General features: G+C 67.5%; 24 protein-coding genes and 2 pseudogenes. 13 read left to right on the top strand and 13 right to left on the bottom strand.

The genetic code is table 11. The features are described from left to right. Positions 1-137 precede the first annotated feature (137 nt). The 5 genes from ACFVXE_RS36085 to ACFVXE_RS36065 all read right to left on the bottom strand — a co-directional run bounded on the left by ACFVXE_RS36085 (position 138) and on the right by ACFVXE_RS36065 (position 3,572). On the bottom strand, positions 138-575 hold the full coding sequence (locus ACFVXE_RS36085; protein ID WP_389677677.1) for a DUF4259 domain-containing protein: 438 nt from the start codon (positions 573-575) through the stop codon (positions 138-140). Positions 576-629: 54 nt separating this feature from the next. Next, positions 630-881, bottom strand: coding sequence for a transposase (locus ACFVXE_RS36080; protein WP_389677675.1), 252 nt, complete (start codon positions 879-881; stop codon positions 630-632). A 108-nt stretch (positions 882-989) separates the two neighbouring features. Next, a complete protein-coding gene (locus tag ACFVXE_RS36075; protein WP_389677673.1) occupies positions 990-2,213 on the bottom strand; it encodes an ISL3 family transposase in 1,224 nt (407 codons plus the stop codon). A gap of 178 nt (positions 2,214-2,391) precedes the next feature. Next, positions 2,392-3,264 (bottom strand): IS3 family transposase, encoded by an 873-nt coding sequence (locus tag ACFVXE_RS36070; protein WP_389677671.1) that lies wholly within the window; start codon positions 3,262-3,264, stop codon positions 2,392-2,394. Then, entirely contained in the window at positions 3,261-3,572 is a 312-nt protein-coding gene (locus tag ACFVXE_RS36065; protein ID WP_389677669.1) for a transposase, read from the bottom strand. The genes ACFVXE_RS36070 and ACFVXE_RS36065 overlap by 4 nt, the downstream gene beginning before the upstream one ends. Positions 3,573-3,757: 185 nt before the next feature. Between ACFVXE_RS36065 and ACFVXE_RS36060 the strand changes: the two genes are divergently transcribed. The 9 genes and pseudogenes from ACFVXE_RS36060 (at position 3,758) to ACFVXE_RS36020 (ending at position 12,061) form a co-directional block, all read left to right on the top strand. Beyond that, on the top strand, positions 3,758-4,426 hold the full coding sequence (locus ACFVXE_RS36060) for an HAD family hydrolase (protein WP_389677667.1): 669 nt from the start codon (positions 3,758-3,760) through the stop codon (positions 4,424-4,426). Between the two features lie 111 nt (positions 4,427-4,537). After that, a pseudogene (locus ACFVXE_RS36055) lies at positions 4,538-5,374 on the top strand (IS5 family transposase); the annotation flags it as partial. Further along, positions 5,371-5,775, top strand: a complete 405-nt coding sequence (locus ACFVXE_RS36050) for a hypothetical protein (protein ID WP_389677665.1) — start codon at positions 5,371-5,373, stop codon at positions 5,773-5,775. The pseudogene ACFVXE_RS36055 and the gene ACFVXE_RS36050, both read left to right, overlap by 4 nt. A 1,242-nt stretch (positions 5,776-7,017) precedes the next feature. Beyond that, the gene (locus ACFVXE_RS36045; RefSeq protein ID WP_389677663.1) at positions 7,018-7,470 is read left to right on the top strand and encodes a GNAT family N-acetyltransferase; all 453 of its coding nucleotides are present in this window, start codon (positions 7,018-7,020) and stop codon (positions 7,468-7,470) included. Positions 7,471-7,528: 58 nt separating this feature from the next. After that, positions 7,529-7,894, top strand: a complete 366-nt coding sequence (locus ACFVXE_RS36040; RefSeq protein ID WP_389677661.1) for a GNAT family N-acetyltransferase — start codon at positions 7,529-7,531, stop codon at positions 7,892-7,894. A gap of 353 nt (positions 7,895-8,247) precedes the next feature. Next, positions 8,248-8,877 (top strand): class I SAM-dependent methyltransferase, encoded by a 630-nt coding sequence (locus ACFVXE_RS36035; protein WP_389677659.1) that lies wholly within the window; start codon positions 8,248-8,250, stop codon positions 8,875-8,877. Between the two features lie 114 nt (positions 8,878-8,991). Then, a complete protein-coding gene (locus tag ACFVXE_RS36030) occupies positions 8,992-9,225 on the top strand; it encodes a hypothetical protein (protein ID WP_389677657.1) in 234 nt (77 codons plus the stop codon). A gap of 9 nt (positions 9,226-9,234) precedes the next feature. Beyond that, complete coding sequence (locus ACFVXE_RS36025; RefSeq protein ID WP_389677655.1) at positions 9,235-10,356, top strand: PP2C family protein-serine/threonine phosphatase; 1,122 nt, start codon at positions 9,235-9,237, stop codon at positions 10,354-10,356. Positions 10,357-11,011: 655 nt separating this feature from the next. Further along, positions 11,012-12,061 (top strand): hypothetical protein, encoded by a 1,050-nt coding sequence (locus ACFVXE_RS36020; RefSeq protein WP_389677653.1) that lies wholly within the window; start codon positions 11,012-11,014, stop codon positions 12,059-12,061. Positions 12,062-12,120: 59 nt separating this feature from the next. Here the strand turns inward: ACFVXE_RS36020 and ACFVXE_RS36015 are convergent, their stop codons facing one another. The 3 genes from ACFVXE_RS36015 to ACFVXE_RS36005 form a co-directional block, all read right to left on the bottom strand. After that, the gene (locus ACFVXE_RS36015) at positions 12,121-13,482 is read right to left on the bottom strand and encodes an SWIM zinc finger family protein (RefSeq protein ID WP_389677652.1); all 1,362 of its coding nucleotides are present in this window, start codon (positions 13,480-13,482) and stop codon (positions 12,121-12,123) included. Next, complete coding sequence (locus ACFVXE_RS36010; protein WP_389677680.1) at positions 13,479-16,340, bottom strand: DEAD/DEAH box helicase; 2,862 nt, start codon at positions 16,338-16,340, stop codon at positions 13,479-13,481. Before ACFVXE_RS36010 ends, ACFVXE_RS36015 begins: the two co-directional genes overlap by 4 nt. A gap of 614 nt (positions 16,341-16,954) precedes the next feature. Continuing rightward, positions 16,955-17,434, bottom strand: a complete 480-nt coding sequence (locus ACFVXE_RS36005; protein ID WP_389677651.1) for an SMI1/KNR4 family protein — start codon at positions 17,432-17,434, stop codon at positions 16,955-16,957. Between the two features lie 224 nt (positions 17,435-17,658). On the opposite strand from ACFVXE_RS36005, the gene ACFVXE_RS36000 reads away from it, so the two are divergent. Continuing rightward, positions 17,659-17,817 (top strand): hypothetical protein, encoded by a 159-nt coding sequence (locus tag ACFVXE_RS36000; RefSeq protein WP_389677650.1) that lies wholly within the window; start codon positions 17,659-17,661, stop codon positions 17,815-17,817. 64 nt (positions 17,818-17,881) lie between these two features. Here ACFVXE_RS36000 and ACFVXE_RS35995 read toward each other — a convergent pair. The 3 genes and pseudogenes from ACFVXE_RS35995 to ACFVXE_RS35985 all read right to left on the bottom strand — a co-directional run. Beyond that, positions 17,882-18,340, bottom strand: a pseudogene (locus ACFVXE_RS35995) (transposase); the annotation flags it as partial. Between the two features lie 91 nt (positions 18,341-18,431). Next, a complete protein-coding gene (locus ACFVXE_RS35990) occupies positions 18,432-19,250 on the bottom strand; it encodes an alpha/beta fold hydrolase (RefSeq protein ID WP_389677648.1) in 819 nt (272 codons plus the stop codon). Positions 19,251-19,280: 30 nt separating this feature from the next. Beyond that, on the bottom strand, positions 19,281-19,940 hold the full coding sequence (locus ACFVXE_RS35985; protein ID WP_389677679.1) for a DUF4097 family beta strand repeat-containing protein: 660 nt from the start codon (positions 19,938-19,940) through the stop codon (positions 19,281-19,283). A 499-nt stretch (positions 19,941-20,439) separates the two neighbouring features. On the opposite strand from ACFVXE_RS35985, the gene ACFVXE_RS35980 reads away from it, so the two are divergent. After that, the gene (locus tag ACFVXE_RS35980; protein ID WP_389677646.1) at positions 20,440-20,610 is read left to right on the top strand and encodes a hypothetical protein; all 171 of its coding nucleotides are present in this window, start codon (positions 20,440-20,442) and stop codon (positions 20,608-20,610) included. Positions 20,611-20,946: 336 nt separating this feature from the next. Here the strand turns inward: ACFVXE_RS35980 and ACFVXE_RS35975 are convergent, their stop codons facing one another. Beyond that, positions 20,947-21,531, bottom strand: coding sequence for a short chain dehydrogenase (locus tag ACFVXE_RS35975; protein ID WP_389677644.1), 585 nt, complete (start codon positions 21,529-21,531; stop codon positions 20,947-20,949). Between the two features lie 346 nt (positions 21,532-21,877). Here ACFVXE_RS35975 and ACFVXE_RS35970 point away from each other — a divergent pair, with 346 nt between their 5' ends. Next, a complete protein-coding gene (locus ACFVXE_RS35970; RefSeq protein WP_389677642.1) occupies positions 21,878-22,657 on the top strand; it encodes a hypothetical protein in 780 nt (259 codons plus the stop codon). 93 nt (positions 22,658-22,750) lie between these two features. Further along, positions 22,751-23,206, top strand: coding sequence for a hypothetical protein (locus tag ACFVXE_RS35965; RefSeq protein ID WP_389677641.1), 456 nt, complete (start codon positions 22,751-22,753; stop codon positions 23,204-23,206). Positions 23,207-23,541: 335 nt separating this feature from the next. On the opposite strand, the gene ACFVXE_RS35960 is transcribed toward ACFVXE_RS35965, so the two are convergent. Next, positions 23,542-24,099, bottom strand: a complete 558-nt coding sequence (locus tag ACFVXE_RS35960; RefSeq protein ID WP_389677639.1) for a hypothetical protein — start codon at positions 24,097-24,099, stop codon at positions 23,542-23,544. Positions 24,100-24,198 lie beyond the last annotated feature (99 nt).

The raw sequence follows: 24,198 nt of genomic DNA, 5'->3' as shown, positions 1-24,198 counted from the left end.
CGCCCCCTCGCCCCTCGTTGCGGCTACTTGCTGTTCGAATCGGGAGCCCGTCTGGGCGCTGTCCGAAGCGCTGAACAACTGCTGCCCAATCTCGGGTTCTGGCTCGAGTTTTGTGGGCCGTGACTGTAGGTGACCGGTCAGATGTCGAAGAGGGCTTCCTCTTGTGGCGGGATCGGAGGGTCAAAGACGTCGCGAAGGCGGGCGATGTCCTGGCTCCACTTCGGTCCGTTCGCAGCTTCGGCCCACAGCTTGGCGAGTTCAGACAGCTCGGAGACCACTTGGTCCAGAGCGTCGACGGCGAGCGTTCGAAGGTCTGCGGGCAGATCCGGTAGCGGCTCTGATGGACCGTAGTTCGAACAGGCTGGCTCTCCGTCAGGATGCTGGGCGACGACGAGGGCGGCCGCGGCCACTGCTCGCTCGCCGTCGGAGGCGCCAAGGTAGTCCGCAGGGTCGGCGGCGCGTTTGAGTGCGCCGCGGATCATGGATTCGCGTTCCTCCGATGCTGCGTCGTCCAGGTCACCCCCGAAGTCGGCGGCGGTGTCGTTGTCGAAGGGGCCGATGTCCCAGGTGCCCATGTCTCTCCTCGCACGGCTGTCCGGCGATCGTCGCACTGGCCACCGACAGCGAGGTCAGGAGGCAAGCAGCACCCGCTTGCGCAGGAGCTTGAAGCCAGCGCGTCCGTACATCTGCCGCTTGATCATTTTGATGCGGTTGACGTGGCCTTCCACGACGCCTGAGCTCCAGGGCAGGGTCAGGCCGGCGGTGACGGCCGCGAGGTCGCGTTCGAGGCCGCTGATGAAGGTGTGCATGCTGGGCAGGTCGTCGGCCCGGACCGCCGCGATCCACTCGGGGAGCCGTTCTCCCTGGAGCTGGGTGAGCATCTGCCCGAAGGGAACGGACGTGCCCGGCAAGGGCGTCCAGCTCGGGGCAGCGGGCCAGAACGGACTTGAGCTTCAGCCGTTCCTTCTCCGCAAGGGCGTCCGGGTGGGTCAGGATCCACCCGGCAACAGTCCTGGGCGATGGCGGCCGGCCCTCCGGACTGCGTCCCGAAAGGGCCGAAGGTAAGCACGTACGGCCCCGTATCCACCGGCGTAGCCGTGGCCCTGGATCTCCTTCCAGAGGGTCCAGGCGTTTGTGCAGCCCTCGGCCCACCGCTCGTGCAGGTACGGCTTGAAGTCTTCGAGCTTCGTCCTGCGGTTCTGCCACTGCCCCTGGAAGAGGTCTTCCGGTACTGCTGCATCGGCCAGCCGCTGAACGGTGCGGTAGGTCATTCGAAGTTCACGGGCGACAGCCCGACGACTGTGCCCTTCGCCCAGCATTCCGTGAACAATGGCGTGCTTCTCGCGTGTCCGGTCGGCGAACCGATGCCCCGTCGGCCAGGGCGACACGCCAGCCTCTGAAGCCGACGGTGTGACGCTCTCGGAGCCGGGCACCGCAAATGGGGCTCGCAGACAGACCCGATGGCGCGAGACGCATCGCTCGGCGGCCTCACCAAGGTTGCGCCAGAGATGGAAACGGTCTGCGACCTGCACCGCAGTAGGTGCCCCGGTGCTGGCGCCTTCGGCGAAGAAGGGGGCACGGTCGCGGCAGACCACCTCAATCCCGGGAGACTCAGCAAGCCAGGCGGCGACGGTGCCTGCCTCGCGGTCGGGAAGTAGGTCCACGGGCCTGCGGGTTTCGACGTCGACCAGCACAGTCCCGTAGATACGGCCTTTGCGCATCGCGTACTCGTCGATACCCACCACCCTCGGTGACGACGGCTGAGGGTCAGGAATCGCATCGACCAACCGAAGCACCGTGCTGCGGCTGGCGGAGATGCCGAAGACGTCTGCAAGGCGAGCTCCAGCACGGCCGGCCAGAGCGAGGCCCACCTCAGCCAAAGCCGAACGCAGCCGGTCAGTCCGCTGAGCGTGACGGCGAGTCAGTCCCGCAATCTGCTCAACGAAGGTCTGCCGTCCGCAGGAGGTGTCCGCGCAGATGAATCGGCGGACTTGCAGGCGCAACACCACACGCCTTCCCGCGCTGGGCAGGTCAGCAGGAAACCGTAGGTAGGACCCATGAAGCCGGTTCGACCACCTTCCACAGCCCGGACACTCAGCACCAGCAGACTTGCGCGTGATGCCAATCCAGATCGCCTCCCCGTCGTCCTCCGCTGACATCACCGCGACTTCAGGGTCCGACAAGAACAGGAGCTCTTCCAGCCGCAGCAGCACTTCGTTTACGGCCCCGAACTCTCGGGCACGGCAGCCATGGGGCATTTCAGGACGACCGAGCGAGAGCCATGATGAAGATCAATAGTCACGGAGCATGAATACTCCACAGAAGTTGAGCCAGAACCCAATCTCTCGTGGTGAGCTTGTTCCGCTTTGACGGACACCATTGGTGTGGTGGTCAGGCTGCGAGTGTGGTCTCGTATTCGGCGGGGCTGAGGTAGTCGAGGCTGCTGTGCAGTCGGTGCAAGTTGTACCAGCCCTCGATGAAATCGAAGATCGCGGTGCGGGCGGCGGCCCGGCTGGGCCAGGCGGAAGTGCCGAGCAGTTCGCGTTTGATGGTCGAGAAGAACGACTCGGCGAGCGCGTTGTCCCAGCACTGACCGGTGCGGCCGACCGAAAGCTGGACCTCGAACTCGGCTGCCAGGGAAGCGAATTGCTGACTGGTGTACTGGCATCCGCGATCCGAATGGAAGATCACGGGATGGGTGGGGCGACGCTGTCGGCAGGCGACTGTCAGTGCGTCGGCCACCAGCTCGGTTCGCAGGTGATCGGCGGTTGCCCACCCGACTACGCGCCGGGAGGCGATGTCGATGACCGTGGCCAGATAGAGCCAGCCCTCCTCGGTCGGGACATACGTGATGTCCCCGCACCAGCGGGCATCGAGCCCGGTGCGGTCGGGCCGGAAGTCCCGGACGATGAGGTCAGGACGGAAAGCAGCCCCGGGATCGGAGACCGTGGTCACATGCCGTCGCCTGCGGTGTCGGCCCTGTAGTCCAGCAGCCCGCATCAGTCGTGCGACACGACGCCGTCCACACCCGGCACCCTCGCGCTTGAGCACGGCATGCACGCGCGGGGCCCCGTAGGTTCCGCGCGACTTCGCATGGGCCTCGAGAATCTGCTCGGTCAGCTCGGCATCCCGCACCGCACGGGGTCCGGGCACGCCGGAGCGACGGGCATAGAAGGCGGTCCGGGAGACCTTCATCAGCTCACACGCCCGTTTGACGCTGTGACCTGCCCGCTTCTCCGCCTCGATGAACGGGTGCACCGTCACCGGGTCTCCTTCGCGAAGAAAGCTGTGGCCCGCTTGAGGACGTCGACATCCTCGCGCAGCCGGCGGTTCTCCCGCCGCAACGCGGCCAGTTCCTCGCGCTCACTGCTGGTCAGCCCGCTTCGCTCGCCCGCGTCGACCTCAGCCTGCTTGACCCAGTCCCGCACCGCGGTCTCGGTCAGTTCGAAGTCTCTGGCGACCTGCCCGACCGAGCGGTCACCCCGTCGGCACAGACCGACGATCTCGGCCTTGAACTCCGGCGTGAACGAACGGCGAGGGCGGCGAGGTTTCTTCTTCCCCATGCTCTCCATGATGGACATCCTCCCGGGGCTGAGCCCCTGATCTCGAATGTCCGTCAAAGCGGACAAGCTCATGGACAAAGCCACGCGGGCAAGGTTGTGCAGTCTGGGCGATACCGGATCCGGGGCGCTCAACTTGCTCGGGCGACCTTTCCGAAACTGAGACGAACATGCGCGCGGCTGATCTACTACGGTGCATGCCACTGTTGATGTTGGACCTCGACAACACGTTGGTCGATCGTGACGCGGCCTTTCGGGAGGCCGTGGCGGCGTTCCTGGCCGAGTACGCGTTGCCTGCCTCAGACCTGGACTGGCTGATGTCCATCGATCGCAGCGGGCACAGCCCTCGGCGGGTGCTGGCCGAGGCCATGGCGGATCGCTACGGGGCACGTGTACCAAGGAGCGATCTGGCAGCAATGCTGCAGCGTGGCGGCGCTGATCACATGGTCTTGCAGGAGAGCACGCAAGAGGCCCTTTGTCGGGCCATGACCGATGGATGGACCTGCGTGGTGGTCACCAACGGCCCCACTGCGCAGCAGAAGGCCAAGTTGCGGAACTGCGGACTTGACGCGCTGGTCCACGGTTGGGTGATCTCCGAGGAAGTGGGCCACAGGAAGCCCGAGCGCGAGATCTTTGAGGCTGCGGCAGAGGCTGTGGGTGCTTCCTTGCAGGGGGCTTGGATGGTTGGGGACTCGCCGTCGGCCGACATCGGGGGCGCGGTGGGCCTTGGGGTGCGAAGTGTATGGGTCTCGGGCGGCCGTCCCTGGCCGCCAGAGATGTCCTGCCAGCCCAGTCATGTCAGCCACGATGTCGCGGCGGCGATAAACCACGTGATCCGGGCGGATGCGGCAGTTCCCCGAGCCTGAGAGGGCAGTTCGGGGTCTTTGAGTGATTCTGTCATCGCCCGATGGTGTGGGTGCGGGCGGAATCCCGCTGGTCCGCAGCTGGTGGTCTGTTGGGGTGGCCGTGTGAGTTAACGCAGTTCGTACCCAAGCGACTTATCGGATGAGCAGTGGTCGTTGATCGAGCCGGTGATCACGGCGTGGAAGGATCGGCACCGCTCGGTCAGCGGCCACCAGGGCGCTTACGCAATCCGGGAGATCGTGAACGCGATCCTCTACCAGGGCCGGACCGGCTGCCAGTGGGCCTACCTCCCGCACGACCTGCCGCCGAAGAGCGCGACGTACTACTACTTCGCCCTCTGGCGGGACGATGGGACTGACCAGGTCATTCATGAACTCCTGCGCTGTCAGGTCCGCGAGAAGGCCCGCCGATTAGAGGACCCGATCCTGGTGGTGCTGGACACCCAGAGTGTCCACGTGGCTGCCGGGGTCCCCTCCTCCACGACCGGCCGGGATCCGGCGAAACGGGTGCCAGGCCGCGAGCGGGGCCTTGCCGTGGACGCACTGGGCCTGATCATCGCCGTCACCGTCCTCGCCGCGAGCACGCACGACAACGCCGTGGGCATCGCCCTGCTCGACCAGATCGCCGAGCACGCGACCACGGTGCGCAAGGCGCTGGTCGACCAGGGCTTCAAGAACGCCGTGGTCGCCCACGGCTCTTTGCTCGGGATCGACGTGGAGATCGTCGAACGCAATCCACAGGAGGCGGGGTTCGTCCCGCAGCCGAAACGGTGGAGGGTCGAGCAGACCTACGGGATCCTGATACTGCACCGGCGTCTGGTCCGTGACTACGAGCACCGCCGGGCCTCGTCCGCCTCCCGCGTCTACTGGGCGATGACCCAGGTCATGGCCCGCCGGCTCACCGGCGCGAACACCCTCACTTGGCGCGACCCACAGACGGTGGCCGTGTGAACATCCAGCCCCTGCTCGACGCGCTCGGCATCCAGGAGGACGCTGCCCGGGCCCTGGCCGACGACCTCCGCGCCCAGATCGACACTCTGCAAGACCGGCTGCGGGAGGCCGAGATCCACCTCGAACACCTCGCGATCACCCGGGGGAGCGTCACTGCCCTCGCCGACCGGATCCCCGCCCAGGCCGACTCGCCCAACCTGCCCGAGCACCCGGACTACCCCCGCATCCTCGCCGTGTTCAACCACACCACGGGCCCGCTCCGGGCCCGCGACGTCTGCCAGGCCCTCGACCATGAACTGCTGCCCAAGAACATCGAGGGCACCCGCGCCAAGTTGAAACGCCTCGTCAGGCTCGACGTCCTCACTGAGGCCGGCACTGGCAGCTTCACCAGGAAGCAGTAACTGACCGAAGCTCCACGACCCCCGAGGCCAGAACGCCACTGACAGCTACCGGCCGCACTCCACCGGGCCGATTGCTGCAGCCCAACCTGTCGGGCCAGCCATTCGGCACGCGCCACGTCACCCTCCCGGAAGTGAATGAAGACCGTGTGATCCGGGGCGGGCGTGTCCTGGTACACGTCCTCGCTGTTGATGGCGATCTGCACGTAGGCGTCCTTGTTGCGGATCTCCAGGCCGAGTTCCGGAACGGCCGGCCAGCTGAAGAAGTCCCAGCAGATCGAACCCGGTCCGGAGCCGATCACGTCGAAGAATGTCTCCTCGATCGACCCCACTGGCTGGCTCTCAAGGTGGAGTGTGACCGGGAGCAGTGCCGCCACCCACGGGTCCCCCGCTGCGATCATGCACCGGATCTCATCGTTCGCCTCGGGCCGGTACGGGTCATCAGGGCTGACCGTAGCCTTCGGGAAGGCGGCGACCATGTCCTGCGCCTCTGCCAGTGTCAGTGCCTGTGCCTCTGCGCTGACCTGGAACTTATCCATGGGAATGGCAAGGCCCAGCAGGCGCTGGACCGCCTGGTGAGCGTTCAGCAGATCAGAGTTTCGTAGAACCGGCAGGGCGTTCGAAGTGCTCATACCGGAGCAGTCTTACAGACCAGCCCCACAGGCTCACGCGAGTTTGTGCGGCACATTCGCGTTTCCGCCTCCGCACCTACCCGCGGGCAGAGGCTCGGCCCCGCACTATCAGATGACATGGCTTCTCGACCTGGCTTCGAAACAGACATCAGCTCACGAACCGCCCTCTAAGTGTTCTGTCCACAAGGTTCGTGACGGACTCCACAGCTTTGGGATCTTGAACGAATGAGGGCCTCCCGGGTGCGGCGTGGAGAGCGACATCACCACCGAACGACCAGGAGGCCCTCGCTGCGGCCGAACCGCCCCGGTGATCCCGAACGTGATCAATGCCCACCCGTTGTCAGTGGCGGCTGCTTTCATGGTCCGCAGCCCCGCTGCGGCGCGTTGCCCAGAGCAGGGGAAGCACGTCGTGGTGCAGGTAGAAAAGTACGAGCGGGCGGACGGCACGAAGGTGCGGGCACACTCGCGGTGGCACCCGGGGGCCCGGCGGGAGCTGACCATAGTCGCCGCCAGCTGACTGGCAGACTGTCCGCGTCTGACCACGCCGATCTTCGGACGGCGGCTCTTGTTACCGTCTCTCGGACCAATCGGTCGGTTGCGAACGGAGCCGGACATGTTCCCCGAGACGGTTGTGCACAGCAGACGACTGGTCCTCCGCGCGTTCGACACCAGTGACATCCCGGACACACGCGCAAGCTGCTCGGACTCCCTCACTCAACGATGGCTTCCGCTGCCCCAGCCTTACACGCTGGACGATGCCACAGCCTGGTGCACAACCAGTGCACGCGCGATGCGGGACAGCGGCGACGGCATCCAATTCGCCATCACCGACGCAACCCGCACGCTGGCGCACTGGCTCCTGACCAACCAGCACTTCCAACGGATGGAACTGCGAGCTGCCGCCGAAAACACCGTGTCCCGGGCAGTTGCACTCAAGGCTGGCTTCCACCGCGAAGGCACCCTGCGAAACGCTGGCTTCGTGCGCGGAGCTCGAGTCGACCTGGTTCTGTTTTCCCTGTTGCCCGGCGACCTCGGGTCGTCGACTGATCCCACAAAACACCGCTAAATTTCGTGAACATTCCGGTTGCCACTTGCACCGTTCTGCTGCCCAAACTCACTACCAAATGCTGTCCCTTGAAGTGAACGAAGCCATCCACGGATCCGTCGTCGGGGTCGCCGAGTTCCAACTCGACTGCGACTTCGGCCGCGACGAGGGGCGGCCGGACCGTCCCGGGGAGCAGGCGTGGATCCTGACGATGGCCGTCGCGGACGCCCACCGCCGTCACGGGGTCGGTCGCGCCCTCGTCACCGAGATCGCCCTGCCGGGCCCAGGACGCCGGCCGCACGGGGTGGGGTGGGGCTGCCCGGTTGCACAGATTCCCGCCGCAGAAGGTATGGCTACCACGCAAGGCCACCGAACACGGATGCGCCGTACGGCCTGGATCTTTGCCGCCACGCTCCTCAGCCTTCCCCGAATCAGGTTTCCTTGATCCGCTGGGCATCCGCTGCGAAAACGCCCGCCCGGGACGGCGAACACGAGACCGTCGTGGGATGCCCCGTCACTCCGGCCGGCTGCGTATCGCTCCTCTCCAGGGAGAGACGACCTCGCCGCTGATCTGCCTCATCTCGAGCCGCTACGGGCTGGAGGCGAAGGCATTGCGGTCCTGCATGCAGCACGGAACTTCATGGCACCCATGACTGGCCGTCAGCATGTGCCTCACACGACTTCTCCGAACTACCGGGGGTGTCCCGTGATCAGGCGACGGGACGATCAGTCCCGAGGGGAAGGGCCGGTATGGGCCGGAGAACGGCGGCGAACGGCGCGGATGTTAGTTTCCTTCCCGTGTTGGAACACCAGGACGAGACCAGGGCGGCCTACGACGGGGTCGTCGAGCTGTATGCGTCGATGTTCGCTGATCGGTTGGAGACGCAGCCATTCGCGCGGAACATGATCGGCACCTTCGCCGAGCTCGTGCGTGATACGGGGAACCTGCGGGCAGCCGACGTCGGGTGCGGACCCGGCCATCTGACGGCCATGCTGCACGACTTGGGGCTTGACGCCTTCGGGCTCGACCTCTCCCCGGCCATGGTCGACCACGCCCGGCGGGCCCATCCGGCGCTGCGGTTCAGCGAAGCGCGAATGGAGGACCTGCCGGTCGAGGACGGCGCGCTCGGTGGAGTGCTGGCCCACTACTCGATGATCCATACCCCACCTGGGGAATTGCCCGCGCTGCTCGCTGAGCAGGTGCGTGTCCTGGCCCCAGGGGGCTTGCTCCTGGTGTCCTTCTTCGCGACCGAGGGGCCGGAGCCGGTCCGCTTCGATCACAAGGTGACGCCCGCCTATAGCTGGCCGGCGGAGCAGTTTGCCGAGTTGCTGGCAGGGGCCGGGCTCGTCACGGTGGCTCGGTTGCTCCACGACCCAGCGTCCGAGCGCGGCTTCCTCGATACACACTTGCTGACCCGCCGCCCGTAGGGCGTGGCCCGTGGCCTGGGGTGGGGTGGTGTGGTGTGGTGTAGGTCATCCGCGTGGATGAAGCCCGTCTGAAGCGCCGCGTTCCGGCCGATCGGTTTGGGTTGTTATCCATCCGTGTCGCAGTCAGTGACCGTCACGGTGGTCGAGACTTCGGTGCTCGTGCGGGACTTCGTCGACCAGGCGCTCGCGGCCGCGCAACCGGACGCCGTCGTGCTGGTTCCGCGCGCGGGCCGGACGCATGACGGCGTTCGCGATACGCGAGCGCGCCCCGAGCCGGGGCGGCGGGGCGGCGGCGGGTTCGTGGTGTGGGCGTTGCGCCTGACCGATTCGCCCGAATCGCCCGCATAAGCTGCTTACGTGAACAATTTCGGTCGATTCCGGCGTCGTGCGGGCAGTCTCCAGGAGGAGCTGACGCTCCTGGCGCCTGTGGCGCTGATCGCCGTCATCACCGTACTGTCCTTCGCAACTCCGAGCCATCTCTACTTCAGCCGCTTTCTCTCACTCGCTCCCGCTTTCGCCGCGTCGTTGTGGCCAGTGGCCGGAACGGTGGCCATCGGCGTGCTCGCCGTGGTCATCGACATAGCGGTCGCCGTGAGTTTCGGCCATGTGGACGCGAGGTCTCACACGCACCTGTTCACCCTCATGATCATCGTGGGCGCCACCGCCGCGGCCGCCTGTGCCAGCCATGTGCGCCAGAAGCGGGAGCAGGCCCTCGCCGAGGTCAGCTCCGTAGCCGAGACGACCCAGAAAGTCCTGCTGCGCCCCATGCCGCACCGCCTCGGTCGGTTGGACATCGAGGCCCTGTACCTGGCCGCCGCGGCCCGGGCCCGCGTCGGCGGCGACTTCTACGAAGCACTGGAGACAGCCCGCGGCGTCCGCCTGGTCATCGGAGACGTGCGCGGCAAGGGTCTCTCCGCGGTCGGCATGGCCTCAGCGATCGTCAGCTCATTCCGGGAATTCGCGTACGAGGAGCCGGACCTGGCACGGCTGGCACGCCGACTGGACGTCAGCATGGGCCGCTACACCGCGTTGCTGCCCGGCGACCACACGGAGTCCTTCGCCACGGCCGTGCTCGCCGAGATTCCCGACGACGGATGGGCCGTCAGAATCGTTAACTGCGGACACCCCCCTCCGTTGCTTTTCCACGCGGGAGCGGTCCGCGAGGTCACCCCCACAGTTTCCTCGCCGCCCATCAACATGGGCGCGTTGCTCGGGGAGGGCTACCGCATCGACACCGTCTCCTTGACCGCCGAGGATCAGCTGCTGTTCTACACCGACGGCGTCACCGAGACCCGCGATCGCACGGGCGCGTTCTTCCCGCTGGTGCAGCACGCGGGACAGTGGGACACGGACTCCCCGTCCCGGCTGCTCAAGCAGTTGCACAGCGACCTGGTCCGCTACAGCCAAGACCATCTCGACGACGACATCGCGGCCGTCGCCGTCCGTGCGGTGGCCTCCACGGCGTCGGACAGGGCGTGAAGTTGGCGAGGCGCCGGGCCCGGGACGAGGTGGTCGCACCGCGGGACTGCGCTGCGCCGAAGTCGATGCGGCCGCCCACGCACACCACTGGGCTTTCTGGACCGCTCCACGCGCGCACGCGTACGCGCGAATGAGGCTGGGAGGAGCCCCGCTCCGTACTTGATGCTGGGTTAATGCGGGGCCTGGCGTGACGTCGGCCTTCAAGGCCCGGTTGTCATGCGGAGTTGGCGGTCGATGGCCCTCCGGCTGAGCCCGGCTGCCAGCAATTCGTGGACGGTCGCGTGCGTGACGCGGGTGCGATCAGCGAAGCGGTGTCAGCAGTTGGCCGTGTCTTCGGGCCTGGAAGCAAGCGGAGGTCGGCACGTCCCACGCTGGTGCCGTCGGTGTGACGGCCCATCATGGGGTTGGGGATCGACAATGGGGTTGTGCAGTCGCCGAGCACCGCCGCCAAGGGGGCGCCCGTCGGCCACTGCAACCGGGCGACGGGTGGCAGGTCTCTTCGGGTTATCCTCGCCGACCGAACGAGTGAGTAGCCAGCGTGGCTCCATGTGCCGGAATAGGTAAGGCACATTATCGACACTGTCGCATATTTGTGCTGCGCGCCCATGCAGGTCGTAAGCCTGGCGCCCGCCGATCCGGAAGTAGGAATGCCGCCGTGCCCGCACTCCGAGCCCTTGCCGGCGCCGCCGCGATTGCTACGGCCGCTACCGCCTTCACCGCTGTCCCCGCGATCGCCCACACCCCTGAGCATGTGCGGTGCAAGACGAGTGCTCTTATCGCCGCCATCACCCGAGCCAACGCCCAAGGTTTTGGCGAACTCAGTCTCGCCAAGGGCTGCATCTACGACTTCACAGCACCCTTCTCGGGTGATGACGCGACACCTCCCGTCACGGCGCCTGTCACCATCGACGGAAACGGCGCCACTCTCCGGCGCGGTACTACCGCGAACCTCTTCCGCCTTCTCGATGTCGCAGCCGGCGGAAGGGCGACGCTCAGCGATCTCAAAATCGAGAACGGTAACGTGGCCGGCGACGGTGGGGGCCTCCTCGTCCAAAACGGGGGGACACTCCACGCGACATCTGTCCTCGTTAAAGGGAACACCGCCAGTAACAACGGCGGCGGCATTGAAAACCTGGGAACCCTAAGGCTCATTCGATCCAGGGTTGCCAACAACAATGCCGCAGGATCCGGTGGGGGGATATCCAGCGAAGGCGCCACCTCCGTCATTTCCACCTCGATTGAGGGCAACACGGCCAACAGATTTTTTGGCGGAGGCGTGTTCAACGACAACATGATCACCATCACCCGCAGCTCCATCACCGGCAACAGGGTCACGGCAGGCGACGGCGGCGGCCTTTGGAATAACTTCCAGATGACCGTCGACGACAGCACGATCGCCGACAACACCGCCAGCGACCACGGAGGGGGCGTCACCAACGCACAGCTCGGAACAGCCACCTTCAACTGGAGCACCATCACGAAGAACACCGCCGGTCTCATGGCCGGCGGTATCTACAACGTCGACCCTGGCACCTACCTCGTCCTCAACCTCAGCTCCGTCATCAAGAACAAAGCAGGCAACGCCCCCGGAGGCGTGTTCAACGGGACCGGGGACGTCGTGGTGAACAAACACTCCCCCATCACGGGAAACCGTCCTACCAACTGCGTGGGCAGCCCGTCTCCCGTGGCCGGTTGCACCGGCTGACCTGCCCACATCCCGCCGCCGGCCCCCGGCCGGCATACCGCCACGGCGAGAGCAACCGTTCACCGTGGAGCAGCGCGTCGCGCTCGCGGAGCTGGGCGTGGAGTGGGCGTGATGTCCGGGCTGGCGAGCAGCCCGGCCAGTACTGCTGTCACATCCCGGTCTGCGGGGCCGGTCGGCCACCAGCCGCCCTTTTCCTTACGGTACGGGTACCAGCGTCCGTCGGTGCCCAGCCGTAGCTGGGCGTCGTGTCCGATCACCGTCAGCCGGTTGCGCGCGGTTCGCAGTCCTGGGGGCGGTTCGCCCTCCCACGCTTGCTTGATCGCCTCGCGGGCCAGGTTGAGTTGCGATGGGTCCGGGTCCCACGCGTCGTCCAGGACCGGCAGGGCTGCGGCACCGCCCTGCCGCCAGGCCCGTACCGTTCGTGTGAGCGCCTGTGGGGTGAGGCCTGCGTGTCTGCAGAGCCGGGCGAAGACTTCCGATGGGGGTGCGGCCGCGGCGAGGCGTACAAGGTCCTCGGCCGTGGTGAGGTTGGCCGGGCCGGTGGGCTGGTGCGGGATGTCGTGGGACAGCGTGGCCTGGCGGAGCAGTCGTGCCGCGCGGGTGGCTGTGTCGGCCGCCAGGAACTCCAGGGCCGACGGGTCCAGTTCGGGTGTGTTCTCGCCCGCGGTCGCCAACGATGCCACCTGCCCTGGGCGGTCAGCCTCGGGTGGCGGGGCAGGGAGGGGTGCTATCCCTGCGCGGGCGGTGGCGAATACGTCGCGGGCGGGCACACCGGGTGGTCCGGCCGGGGCGAGGGCCTGCGGCGCGGTTTCCTTGGCCGCTGCCTGGACGGCGTTGCGTCGCTGGAGCTCGTCCATCAGTTCGCGCTCGCCGCGCCCGCGCAGCAGGAGCAGGACAAACGGGTCGTGGTCGAGGAGGCGGGCCACCTGGTAGAAGACGGCGGCGGCGTGTTTGCAGGGGTAGCCCCAGTCGGGGCAGGAGCAGTTGGGGGTCAGTTCGCCTTGCCGGGGCAGCAGGCGGACGCCGGCCCGGGCGGCGTCGTCAGCCAGGGTGGTGGGCATGTCCCGCTCGAGCAGGGCCGCGATATGCCCGGCCTGGCCGGCGGCGGTATCCAGCAGCAGTTCCCAGTCACGGGGGCTGAGCTGGGGGATGTCCATCGACGTCCGGTACGGCGCAGGGCGGCTGCCTTGGACGAGGGCGGCCGCCCGGCCCGGGATGACGGTGATCTCACCGACGTTGCCGCCGCGCGCGTAGGTCCGGCCCCTCGCGAGACGCCCCGTCGCCAGGCGCTGCTTGCCTTCCAGAGCTTCCACCCACGCGTTGCCCCACCAGGATTCGGCGAAGGACCGCCGCCCCCGGGCCGCAGGCAGCGGTGGGAAGGTCCGGGTACGGCCGTCGTCGGTGTTCCTCGGGCGGCTCATCGGGAGCTCGTCTGGAGCTGGACGAGATCGGCGAGTTCGGCGTCGGTCAGCTCGGTGAACGCGGCTTCGCCGCCGCTGAGTACGGATTCCGCGAGATCCTTCTTCCGCTTGAGCATCTCGGCGATGCGGTCCTCCACCGTGCCCTCCGCGATCATGCGGTGCACCTGTACCGGCTGGGTCTGCCCGATCCGGTAGGCCCGGTCGGTGGCCTGGTCCTCCACTGCAGGGTTCCACCAGCGGTCGAAGTGGATCACATGCCCGGCCCGGGTCAGGTTCAGGCCGGTCCCGGCCGCCTTGAGGGAGAGCAGGAAGACGGGAACCTGCCCGTCCTGGAAGCGCCGCACCATCTCCTCGCGCCGGCTGACCGAAGTACCGCCGTGCAGGAACTGGACGGGCACCGAGCGTGCTGTCAGGTGCTCCTCGATCAGCCGGGCCATCGCGGTGTACTGGGTGAAAACCAGCACCGCGCCGTCCTCGGACAGGATGGTGCCGAGCAGTTCGTCGAGCAGTTCGAGCTTCCCGGACCGGCCCGCGATCGTGCCGCCCTGTTCTTTCAGGTACTGCGCAGGGTGGTTGCAGATCTGCTTCAGAGCGGTCAGCAGCTTGACCACCAGGCCACGCCGGGCGAAGCCGTCCCTGTGACGGATCTCGGCGAGAGTCTCGCGGACCACCGCCTCGTACAGCGCGATCTGTTCCTTCGTCAGAGCGACCGCCCGGTCCGTCTCGGTCTTCGGCGGGAGCTCCGGAGCGATCCCCGGGTCGGACTTCTTACGGCGCAGCAGGAACGGCCGGACCACTGCGGCGAGCCGTACGGCCGCCTGCGGATCCTCACCGCGCTCCACGTCACGGGTGTAGCGGTCGCGGAAAGCCTTGAGCGGGCCGAGCAGGCCCGGGGTGGTCCAGTCCAGCAGTGCCCACAGTTCGGAGAGGTTGTTCTCCACCGGTGTGCCGGTCAGAGCGACCCTGGCCTGAGCGGGGATGGTGCGCAGTGCCTTGGCGGTGGCGGAGAAGGGGTTCTTCACGTGCTGGGCCTCATCCGCGACCACCAGGCCCCAGGCGCCCGCCGCGGTCAGTTGTGTGGTGTGCAGGCGCATCGTCGCGTAGGTGGTCAGGACGAACTCGTCCGGCGCCAGATCTTCCAGGCTGCGGGCCGGGCCGTGAAAGCGGCGCACGGACGTGCCTGGAGCGAACCGCTCGATCTCCCGGCTCCAGTTGCCGAGCAGCGAGGTCGGGCAGACCACCAGGGTCGGTCCCGCGAGGGCCGGGATGTTCTGCCGGTGCAGGTGCAGGGCGATCAAAGTGATGGTCTTGCCCAGGCCCATGTCGTCGGCGAGGCAGCCGCCGAGTCCAAGCTCGGTCATCTGGTGCAGCCAGGCCAGACCGCGCAGCTGGTAGTCCCGCAGGGTCGCCCTCAGCGCGGGGGGCTGCGCCAGCGGTGCCCGGCGGGCCGCGGCCTCGGGGTCCGCGAGCCGTTCTTTCAGTTCGGCCAGCCAGCCGCCGGCCGTGACCTGCGCCCACTCCCCGCCGGCTTCCACGCTGCCGCCAAGGACCGCGCCCAGTGCCTGGGCAGGGGTGAGTTGGCGGTCTTGGCGGTCCCTGGCCCGGGCCAGCACTTCCGGGTCGATCAGCACCCACTGGTCACGCAGCCGCACCACGGGCCGCTGGGCCTGGGCCAACCGGTCAAGCTCGGCGTCGTCCAGCTCACGGCCCCCGACGGTGAGCTGCCAGCGGAAGGTGAGCAGCGTGTCGGCACCAAGCACGGACGGCTGGTCTGATCCGGCCTTCTCGGCCGGCTCGACCACCGCACGGGCGAGGAGTTCGCGGACCAGCTCCTTCGGCCAGTGCAACTGGATTCCCGCGGCGGCCAGAGGGGCGGCGGCTTCCCCGAGCAGCTCGGACACCTCGGTGTCCGAGAGCTCCAGCTCGGCGGGAGAGACGGCGGTGAGCAACCGGCCCAGCGGCGGCCAGGACCTCGCGGCCCGGCGAAGCGTCAGCAAGGTGTCGGTCTTCGTACGCGGACCGAAAACGCCGCCGGCGGCCGACCGGCCCGACCAGATGTCCGCGGCGTCGGCAACAACTGTGGTGTCACCGAGGCTGTGCAGCTGGACGACAGCCCGGAAAGGGCTGCCCCCGTCTTCGTCCTCCCAGGCGTCGAGACCGTCGATGTCGTCCCGGTCGCGGGCGGGCAGGCAGGGCAGTTCCAGCCGCAGGGAGACTCGTACCCCCTCATCCAGCCCGGCGGCGACCTCCGCCGTCCAGCTGCGCTGGTGGGGAACCGGCTGCGGCGCCTGAGCGGTCCAGGCCGCCGCGCCGGCGGCCGCCTGAGCGGCGGGCGTACGGGGCAGCGCATCGGCCACCGCGTCGAGAAACGCGCGCAGTAGTTGCTCGGCCTCGGGCAGGCGAACCGGCGCCGGCCCTGCCAGCGGCACCGCCCGGGCCTCCGGCGGCATCGCAGCAGCCAGCTCCCGTACCCGCGCCATGTCCTGCTGGTCGTACGGCCCGATCCGCCAGGCGTCGAAACCACCGGGGCTGACACCGGGCAGGAGTCTGCCCCGGGCGAGGAGTTGCAGAGCAAGCACACTCGCCGCGCCCCAGAACGCGGCGGCCCGGTCCGCGCCCGGCACAACGCGCATCCGGCCAAGTGCGGGCAGGGCCTGGGAGACCGGCACGATCGTGGCGTCGACATCACGGCGCCGCACAGAAACACCATGCGGCCTCACCACGGTCAGCCGGCCGGTCACCGCGGGCGGAGCCTGGCCGTCGGTACGCCAGAAGGCCACCCGGCCGAGCCGGGGCGGGTCAGCGGGCAGGAAAACGACAGCACAGGCAGCCAGCTCCCCGAGCCGGGCCGGGTCCATGACAGCCGGTGCCGAGGTGGAAATCTCATCGTCGTCAGTCTCGATGACATCAGGTCCGGTCGCCACGGAGATGAGCTGCTTTCGATCCGAAAATTGCGCGGCAGGTGTCAAGCCGCCCATCGAGCGTAACCGAGCCGGGCACCGACCCGTTGCTGAACTCCGTTCCCCGGCCAGGGAGCCAGGGAACGGAGTTCAGCGCGTGGGGCGTCAGAGGGGTCATAGTCGATGGTGACAACTGCTGTCAGCCATAGCTCGGCGTGTGACTGGAGCAGCTGCTCGGCCGGCCGGGAAGTCCAGGACGGTCCCGCAGTCGTGGGCCTCGGTGACGGTGACGGCCATCCGGACAGGGCCTCGGAGTGCCCGGGGCACAGGGACGCGAGCCAGGCCGGGGCCGTCCCGGCCTCTGGCGGCAGGTCCCTGCCGGAGTGCGGCTGCCGTGGCAGGGCAGTCCAGCACCGTGCGCAGCGCGGTGCGGTCCCGATCGTCTGAAGCAGAGCGGTCACCGAACACCCCGTGATGAGCAGCCTCAGCACCCCCGTTGGCAGCTGCGGCGGAAGGTGGTGTCCTGCTGGAGTGGATCTCGGCCGGGTCCTGGAAAGCTTTCCGGCGCAGATTCAGCGGCAGAGCTCCATGACGGTGTCGTCGAATCCGGGGAACTCCTGGGTGGCCAGCTCGATCACGGCGGCGGCTGACCGACGCTGGCCCGGTGCGAACTGTTCAGCGATGGCTGTCAGATCACGGTTGGGGCGCGGGACCCAGTCAGGCTCATGGGAGGTGGCTGCCTCCCAGGGCCCGAAGCCGTCGGCCAGCAGCCATAGAAAGTCGCCCAGATCGCGCGCCACGACACTCGTTTCCCCCTCGGACCCGAGGAAGACAACGGGTTGATCGGCCAGGGGCTGGCTCGGGTGGATCAGCCAGAACGCTGCATACCCGCCCGAGCCGTCCTGGCCGAAGACGCGGAAGCCGTCGCCGTCCAGTTCGCCGTTTCCGGTCCATGCCCGGAACCAGTGGGTGGTCTCCTCAGCGGACAGGAATGCCTCGAAAGGCTCGAAGTCGACCCCGTCGCCGCCCGCGTAGTCAAACGGTACGGCCATCGCAGCAGCGAGCGCGGCGGGGAACTGTCGATCATCGGTAGGCGTCACTCGCACAGGCTAGCGACACGGCAACCGGCCTCGCTCGCGAGGCGGAGTCGCCGTAGGGTCCCTGAGTTCGCGGTTCGGACCCTTCAGATTTCCTGAACCCACGGAAGATCGGCATCGAAAGGTTCTGCTGCCGGCCCGGTGTCGACGGTGCCCACGAGAAGGGAGGCGTCAAGGGGATGATCGGCTGCTTCCGCCGCAACCACTTCGCGAAGGAACTGGCCACTACTCGAATAGGGCTGCGGGTCACGGACCTGGACACAGCCTTCTACGTCGCACTGTTCCTGCGCGCTGCCCCGCACTCGATCCGGCGTGGTTGCCCCGTCATCTGCACCTGAGACCCATCTTCGGTGGTGCTGGTCTCTCAGCGGATATCACTCACCGTGCACGCGTCCGCGGAAAGCGCGGCCGGCCACGCTTGCCGCGGACGGACGGCGCGGCCTGGAGAAGCGGGATCGGCTGAGTGACGTCGTTGCGGTTGCCGCCAGTCAGGGTTGCGGCGAGTGGGATGCCGGTGGCATCGGTGATCAGGTGATGCTTGCTGCCCGTTCTACCCCGGAAGTCCAGGGCGCTCGTACTGCGGAGCTCGGCGAGGAGGACCTTGTGACGTCGGGGCCATACACCGGCCTCGGTCCACTCCGCCGGACGGTGCCGGCAGGTCATCGCCGAGCCGAAGCCGACTTCCTGCGGCAGGTGTTCCCAGGAGATCCCGGTGAGCACGAACAGGACGCCCTGGAACACCAGCCGGTCCGGATGCCGCTTGCGCCCGGGTTGCCGTATTCGGCGCACAACCTTGCGCAGCAGCGGCTCCACTACCGCCCATAACTCGTCATCGACTTCCCACGGATTCGGCCGAGTCACCCCGCGCCCCCGGATCACCAGTCCCGCGGCGATCCAACCACCTCGAAGGGTGGCGAGGACGTGTAGTTGTCGTCAGTCCGCTGGTTGTTCTTCAGCGGTCCTCGCGGTCGAGGGCGGCGACCTCGCGTACGGCCTCGGCGACGGCCGGGGAGTCCTTCTTGAGGATCGCATCGTGATTGCTGGCGACCTTCGCGCTGATCTTGATGTTCGCGTTGCGGGCGACCACCCCATCGAGGCTGGCGCGGATCCGCTCCTGCTCGTCGCCCTTGCTTCCGAGGGACGCCCCCGAAGCGACCACGTACCGTGCCGGGACGGTGATGTTGTCCAGCACGGGGCCGAGCTCGCGCTCGCGGGCGAGCTTGCCGAGTTCGATGTTGCTGTTCGCCATCTGTTCGGCATTCATCCGCGGGGTCAGGCCGGTCGGGCGCAGCAGCGGCAGGACCCAGCTCATCCGCCGAAACGTCTTCCGGATCCGCTGTTCCATCGCCTCGTTGAGCCAGTCGTGCGGCTGCGCACCCTCGACCATGACCGCGCCCAGGGTGCGGTCCGGGTTCCGGCTGGCCCAGTGCGCCGCGACGAACGCCCCGTAGGACCAGCCCACCACCAGCGCCCGGTCCACACCCCTGGCCGCGAGAACAGCATCGACGTCCCGGACGGCGGCCTCGAAGGAATAGTCCGCGGAGCGCTTCGATTTCTTGCCGCGGGCCCGCTCGTCGTAGGTGATGTGCCGCCACCCCGTCCCCAGTTCGGAGATGACCCGCCGCCAGTACCCCTGAGTGGCGAACTGGCCGTTGAGGTAGACCACAGGGGTACCGGGACCGCCGGTGTCGGTGACGGCCAGGGCCGTGTCGTCTACCGGTACCATGCCGGTCCACGTCGAATCGGTCGAGGAAGTGCTGTTCTTCGTCATGTGTTCCCCCTAGTCGTGTGAGGCGTCTTGTTAGAGGCTGCGGGCGGTGATGTCGCCGCGGGAGGTGGTGGCGCGGATGTCGAGTTCGGTAGTGCCATCGTTCTTGAGGGCGTTGCTGACGCGGCCGTACTCGGTGCCGGCGTCCAGAGCGGCCGAGACGCCGGCGGCGGCTGCGACCGAGATGTCGCCGGACTGGGTGCGGAGCACGACCGTGCCGCGCACGGCCTCGGTGATCCGGATGTCGCCCCTTGCGGTGCTGATCTCCGCCGGGCCGCCCAGCCGGCCGACCTCGACGTCGCCGTCGATCGCAGTGAGGCGGACGCTCGCGGCCTCGTCGATCTTGATCTGGCGGTACGCACCTTCGAACGCGATGTCGCCGAGGCGGCCGATGCCGCGGAGCTCGGCGCTGGCGGTCTTGGCCTCGATGCGGGAGCCTGCGGGCAGCTGGACGGTGACCTCCAGGGATCCGGAGGGGCCGAGGAGCTGGCTGTCGGGGGCCGTGATCCGCAGGACGCCGTCGGCGTAGGCGACGGTGGTCTGCTCAGCGGTCTTGGTGTCCGGGTTCTTGGAGGGGTTGGCGGGCAGGACCTCGACGGTGGTGTCGGTGCGGTCTGCCGCGATGAACTTGATACGTCCGGCGGGGATGTCCAGGATGACGGAGATCGGGGCGGAGGTGTCGAACTTCTGCATCGTGCTCTCCCGTAGTCGCTCGTTCGTTGTTTCTGACATCGGAAACGCTACGTTGCTTTCAAGATTCTTACAACAGTCCTGTTGCACAGAATCAACATCTTCGCAGCTAGGGGCAGAGAAACTGTTGCAATCACCTAAAGAGCAACGCAACGACATCCGTTCCGATCATTGCAATGGAAGAGAGTGAACGCTATGGCGGACGCGGGGCAGCCTCACCGCATCCAGGCCGGCTCGGCGTCCATCCCCGAAGCGATCGCTTTCCTGGAGAGCCGGAGCCTTGCCCGCCGAACCCGAGACAACCGGTTCCCGAACGCCGCCCGTACTACTCTCGCGGTGCTGCTTCGGACCTCCCGGAAGGATGTCCAGGGGTGGCGGGCTGGTCAGGCCGGTCCGTGAGGGCTTAAGTGTCCGCCGCCCACCGTGACGGTCGGCGGCGGGTCGACGTTCGTCGTCCGCAGCGAGGGCGTGACCAACATGGCCATTGGTCACACCCTGCCCGGTGCGCGGGATCTCCTACGAAGCGGGCGGTCCCGACTGCGAGGGCGGCGCCGTCGTCGGCATGAGTGTCGACGCGGGCGCCGACGGAGCCACCGTCTGCGGCATGGCGGCGGACGGGTCCCTGCCCATCGGGTCCCCGTCCATGAGGAGGAAGAAGACGGTCACCCGGTGAGACCGGCCACTGTGGCCGCCCCCGCTGCTTCTGGTCTCGGCAGGCCGCGTAGACCGCGGCTCCGCCGAGCGCGAGGCCGACGACGAAGCGTCAGCATCATCGGGCACCGCCGAAGGGCGGCTTGGCAGAGGGCATCGTGCAGGGGAAGGGCGAAATGGGATCCCCCTGTGTGCTTCAGCTCGTGGCGGGTCGCGATCCGGTAGGTCGTTGTGCATGAAAGGTGCTGGTCATGCCGCAGATTTCGAAGGTCGAGCTGTACGCGGCTATCCGGCGTGACCACCGCGGCGGCATGTCGATGCGAGCTCGAGCGCAAGCACAGCGTGTCCCGCCTGACCGTTACGGACGTATGGTCTGGCCTTGCGCAGTGCCTTCCACCGCCTTCACATACGCCCGGGCCACCTCGGAAACAGGCGTGCCGTCGATCCCGTCTGCACCCATGCTCTCCAGGGTTTCCCTGACCCAGCCAGGGCTGATGAGATTGATGCGAAGCCCTCGCGGCAGCTCACCGGCCGCATTACGGACGAAGCCTTCCAGGCCGGTGTTGACAAGGGCTCCCAGCGAGCCGCCGGCCAGCGGAGTGGAGAAGGTCCCCCCGGTCAGCGTGATGGAGCCCCCGTCACGCAGACGGCGCACAGCTCTCCGGGCCAGCGCGACCTGGCCCAGCAGCTTGCCCTGCATACCAGCCACAATCTCCTCGTCCGCCGCTGACTCCAGGTCAACCAGCGGGCCGCTCGCGGCACAGCACACCACAGCGTCGAGATCCGGCACCTCATCGAAGAGTGCGTCCAAAGAAGACGGATCCTCCATATCCACCCTCGTCGGTCCTCCGCGAGAACCCTTCACCACCTGATGAGAAACCTCTAACGCACTGACGACAGCGCTACCGATCGTTCCTGTCGCCCCGATCACAAGTACCTTCATGCCACCGATCATGTCAGGGAGCACGCACCGGATGCGGTGCACTCCTGGCGACCGGCGCGCACCCCCTGTGTGCGCACCAGGGAGTGTCGTGCACTGAGCCGCCCGCCAACTTGTAGTCACAGGTCAAAGGGGTGGTGTGACCGCTTCTCGGGATGCTCACGCTGTTCGCGGGCAGCAGTCTGAGGCGTAGATCGTTCGTCAGCGGTCGGCTCGATGGTTCTTTGGGTACGCCTCGCCATCCTGGCCAGGTACACGGAAACGTGCTCGGGCGGCGTAATGCCGGCCCCTTCGTGGGAGGGCGGTTCGCGCCTGGGACCATGAGCGGATGTCCGAGGAGTCGAACCTGATGTCAAGCCTGTGGCCGCTCGTGCCATCTGGGGCCACCGATTGGCTGCTGGAGCTGTGCGGCGACGGCATCACCGGGTTCATGCCTCCGGCGATGCCCGACGCGGTGTGGGTTCTCAACGCCATGTACGAGCACGAGCAAGGGCCGGCCGATGTATCGCACCACGAGTACCACCAGGCGCGGCTGGCGGACGGGAGTGTCCAGCCGCACGTGTTCGCGGGCATCGACCTCGACGCCGTGAGCGTCGCCACGGGAGGAGGGCTGGGCCGCGCCGAGCACCCGGGGCCCGGTTGGCGACGGCTGCGCTGGGCCGAGCTTGCCCGGCGGACCGGTGACCAGGTCGTGGCCGACGGGCTGATGCCCTCCCACCGTTGCTTTCCCTCGGCCAAGAAAGAGGGCAGCTGGCCACTGGGAATGGTCCCGCCGACCGAGGGGAGCCTGGACCGTGAGACCTGGAACCAGCTGATCGCCATCCTCACCCAGTACAGTCCCGCGGGCCCGGACACCCGCTGTCTGGCCTACTACAACCCGATGATGCTCGGAGCCATCGACTTCGACAACCTACACGTGCGGGCGGGTCGGCTCGGCGACGCCGAGATCCTCTACGACCAGTCCGAGGCCGACTTCAGTCCGTCCAACCTCTGGGCCAATGACCGCTCGTGGGTCCTGTGCACCGACTACGATCTGTGGGCCACCAAGATCGCCGGGACCCCAACCCTCATCAACGCGTTGCTGAACGACTCTCAAATCGAGGCGGTTCGTCTGTCCTGGGCGCACTGACGACGAGCTGCTTGGACCCTTCTCCAGCTCCGAAGCGCGAGCGCATTCCGGTTCCTGCCCGCTGGGAACGGACGGCCCTCTACGATCCTGTGCATGCTGGATCCCGAGCTGCTGGAACGGATCACCGCGCGGCGCGCGGAACCGGACGAACTCGAAGAGCAGCTGACCAAACAGCCGGCGGAGGTGCGGGCGGAGCGGGACGAACTCGCCGTCGCCGAACGAGTCCTTGAGCGGGTGAGCGAGCAGCTCGCCGACGAGCGCGCATCAACTGCGCCATCACCCGGGCAGGTGGGCGGACAGGCAGTGATGCTGATTCCGCACCGCGCGCCGGACGTGGAGGAGACCATGCTCCCACGGGACTACCAGTGCATCCTCGCGGCAGTGCGGCAAGCCGCCGGACCAGTCAAGGCCCGGCAGGTCGGCGACGCCCTGGGCATCGACGTCAGTGTCCGGGCCAAGCTGGAACCGCTGCGCGGGAAGCTGGTCAGACTCGTCGATCGCGGCTGGCTGCGGAAACTGCCCGACGGCCGGTTCACCACCCGCCTGTGACCAGGAACGCCAACGCACAAGACGGTGCTACGCGGGCGTAACCGGTGTGCCCCCGGCGGCCGTTGGAATTACGTGCCGAATACCAAAGAACGCGCCGAGGACACCTGCCCGCCTATCTACCAGTGCCGTCTGCCGCTGTCCACGAACACCGTCAACCACCTCGCTGATCTGCTCAGAGCCCACCTGAAGGCAATTCGATCCCAGTGGCGGATTCTCACGCCCGGCCGGAAGCCCCGTCATTTATGGCGGGGAGGAGTCACGCGCCCCGCTGTCCGCGATCACCCAATCGGGAATCGCGTCCGATCCACAAGATCCTTGATCGCTACGGCAACGGCCTATGGGGAGTTCCGGCGGGCGAGGGCCGCGGTGATGGCCCTGAGGGTCGGTCGGTACTTCACCGTGCCGGCCAGACGGCTGAGCTCGGCGTAGGCATCCTCGTCGCCGAGTTGGGTCATGGCGTGCACGGCGGCGCTGGCCGTCTTGGGTGATCGCCAACCGATGCCGGGGAAGGGTAACAGGGCCGCTTCCATCAGTTCACCCAAGGCAGCCGCGGACTGCGGATGAGCCGGAGTGAGCGCCAGTAGCGCCGCAAGGCCCTGCAGCGCACACGTGTTGAACGGGCCGAGCTCAAGTTCGGCGGTACCGGTGTGGAAGTGGGAGTTCACCGGCGTGGTATGGGGCTCGGCCGCCGGGGCGAGCCAGGAAGTCATCGCCTCGCGGGCACGATCAGGTCCCACGTTCGCCAACAGTGCGCGTCCAAGACGTTGCCACTTGCCGGCGGGGCGGGAGCCAGTGGCGGTCAGTGCGTGGGCGGCCAACGCGTGCCACGCGGGTTCGGCCCCGGTCAGATCTGCAATCACTCGCTCGGCCCACGGTTCGCCGGGGTTGAGCACTCTTCTAGTGCCGGATCAGGCAACGTTTGCCCTGTTGTGATGTGACGCGCCGTCCGGGTGCTGTGGTGGACGGCGCGTGGGCGTCATTCTGTCCGGGTG

It is taken from the genome of Streptomyces sp. NPDC058231 (genome assembly GCF_042882275.1).
Classification (GTDB): domain Bacteria; phylum Actinomycetota; class Actinomycetes; order Streptomycetales; family Streptomycetaceae; genus Streptomyces.
The sequence above is the reverse complement of the archived record's forward strand: the minus strand, read 5'-3'. Positions and strand labels throughout refer to the sequence as shown.

What these genes read in the sequence shown, in the direction of transcription:
- ACFVXE_RS36085 (WP_389677677.1), bottom strand. Translation starts at nt 575, where the DNA reads ATGGGCACCTGGGACATCGGCCCCTTCGACAACGACACCGCCGCCGAC.
- ACFVXE_RS36080 (WP_389677675.1), bottom strand. Translation starts at nt 881, where the DNA reads ATGCTCACCCAGCTCCAGGGAGAACGGCTCCCCGAGTGGATCGCGGCG.
- ACFVXE_RS36065 (WP_389677669.1), bottom strand. Translation starts at nt 3,572, where the DNA reads ATGGAGAGCATGGGGAAGAAGAAACCTCGCCGCCCTCGCCGTTCGTTC.
- ACFVXE_RS36060 (WP_389677667.1), top strand. Translation starts at nt 3,758, where the DNA reads ATGCCACTGTTGATGTTGGACCTCGACAACACGTTGGTCGATCGTGAC.
- ACFVXE_RS36045 (WP_389677663.1), top strand. Translation starts at nt 7,018, where the DNA reads ATGTTCCCCGAGACGGTTGTGCACAGCAGACGACTGGTCCTCCGCGCG.
- ACFVXE_RS36040 (WP_389677661.1), top strand. Translation starts at nt 7,529, where the DNA reads ATGCTGTCCCTTGAAGTGAACGAAGCCATCCACGGATCCGTCGTCGGG.
- ACFVXE_RS36015 (WP_389677652.1), bottom strand. Translation starts at nt 13,482, where the DNA reads ATGAGCCGCCCGAGGAACACCGACGACGGCCGTACCCGGACCTTCCCA.
- ACFVXE_RS36010 (WP_389677680.1), bottom strand. Translation starts at nt 16,340, where the DNA reads ATGGACCCGGCCCGGCTCGGGGAGCTGGCTGCCTGTGCTGTCGTTTTC.
- ACFVXE_RS36005 (WP_389677651.1), bottom strand. Translation starts at nt 17,434, where the DNA reads ATGGCCGTACCGTTTGACTACGCGGGCGGCGACGGGGTCGACTTCGAG.
- ACFVXE_RS36000 (WP_389677650.1), top strand. Translation starts at nt 17,659, where the DNA reads ATGATCGGCTGCTTCCGCCGCAACCACTTCGCGAAGGAACTGGCCACT.
- ACFVXE_RS35990 (WP_389677648.1), bottom strand. Translation starts at nt 19,250, where the DNA reads ATGACGAAGAACAGCACTTCCTCGACCGATTCGACGTGGACCGGCATG.
- ACFVXE_RS35985 (WP_389677679.1), bottom strand. Translation starts at nt 19,940, where the DNA reads ATGCAGAAGTTCGACACCTCCGCCCCGATCTCCGTCATCCTGGACATC.
- ACFVXE_RS35975 (WP_389677644.1), bottom strand. Translation starts at nt 21,531, where the DNA reads ATGAAGGTACTTGTGATCGGGGCGACAGGAACGATCGGTAGCGCTGTC.
- ACFVXE_RS35970 (WP_389677642.1), top strand. Translation starts at nt 21,878, where the DNA reads ATGTCAAGCCTGTGGCCGCTCGTGCCATCTGGGGCCACCGATTGGCTG.
- ACFVXE_RS35965 (WP_389677641.1), top strand. Translation starts at nt 22,751, where the DNA reads ATGCTGGATCCCGAGCTGCTGGAACGGATCACCGCGCGGCGCGCGGAA.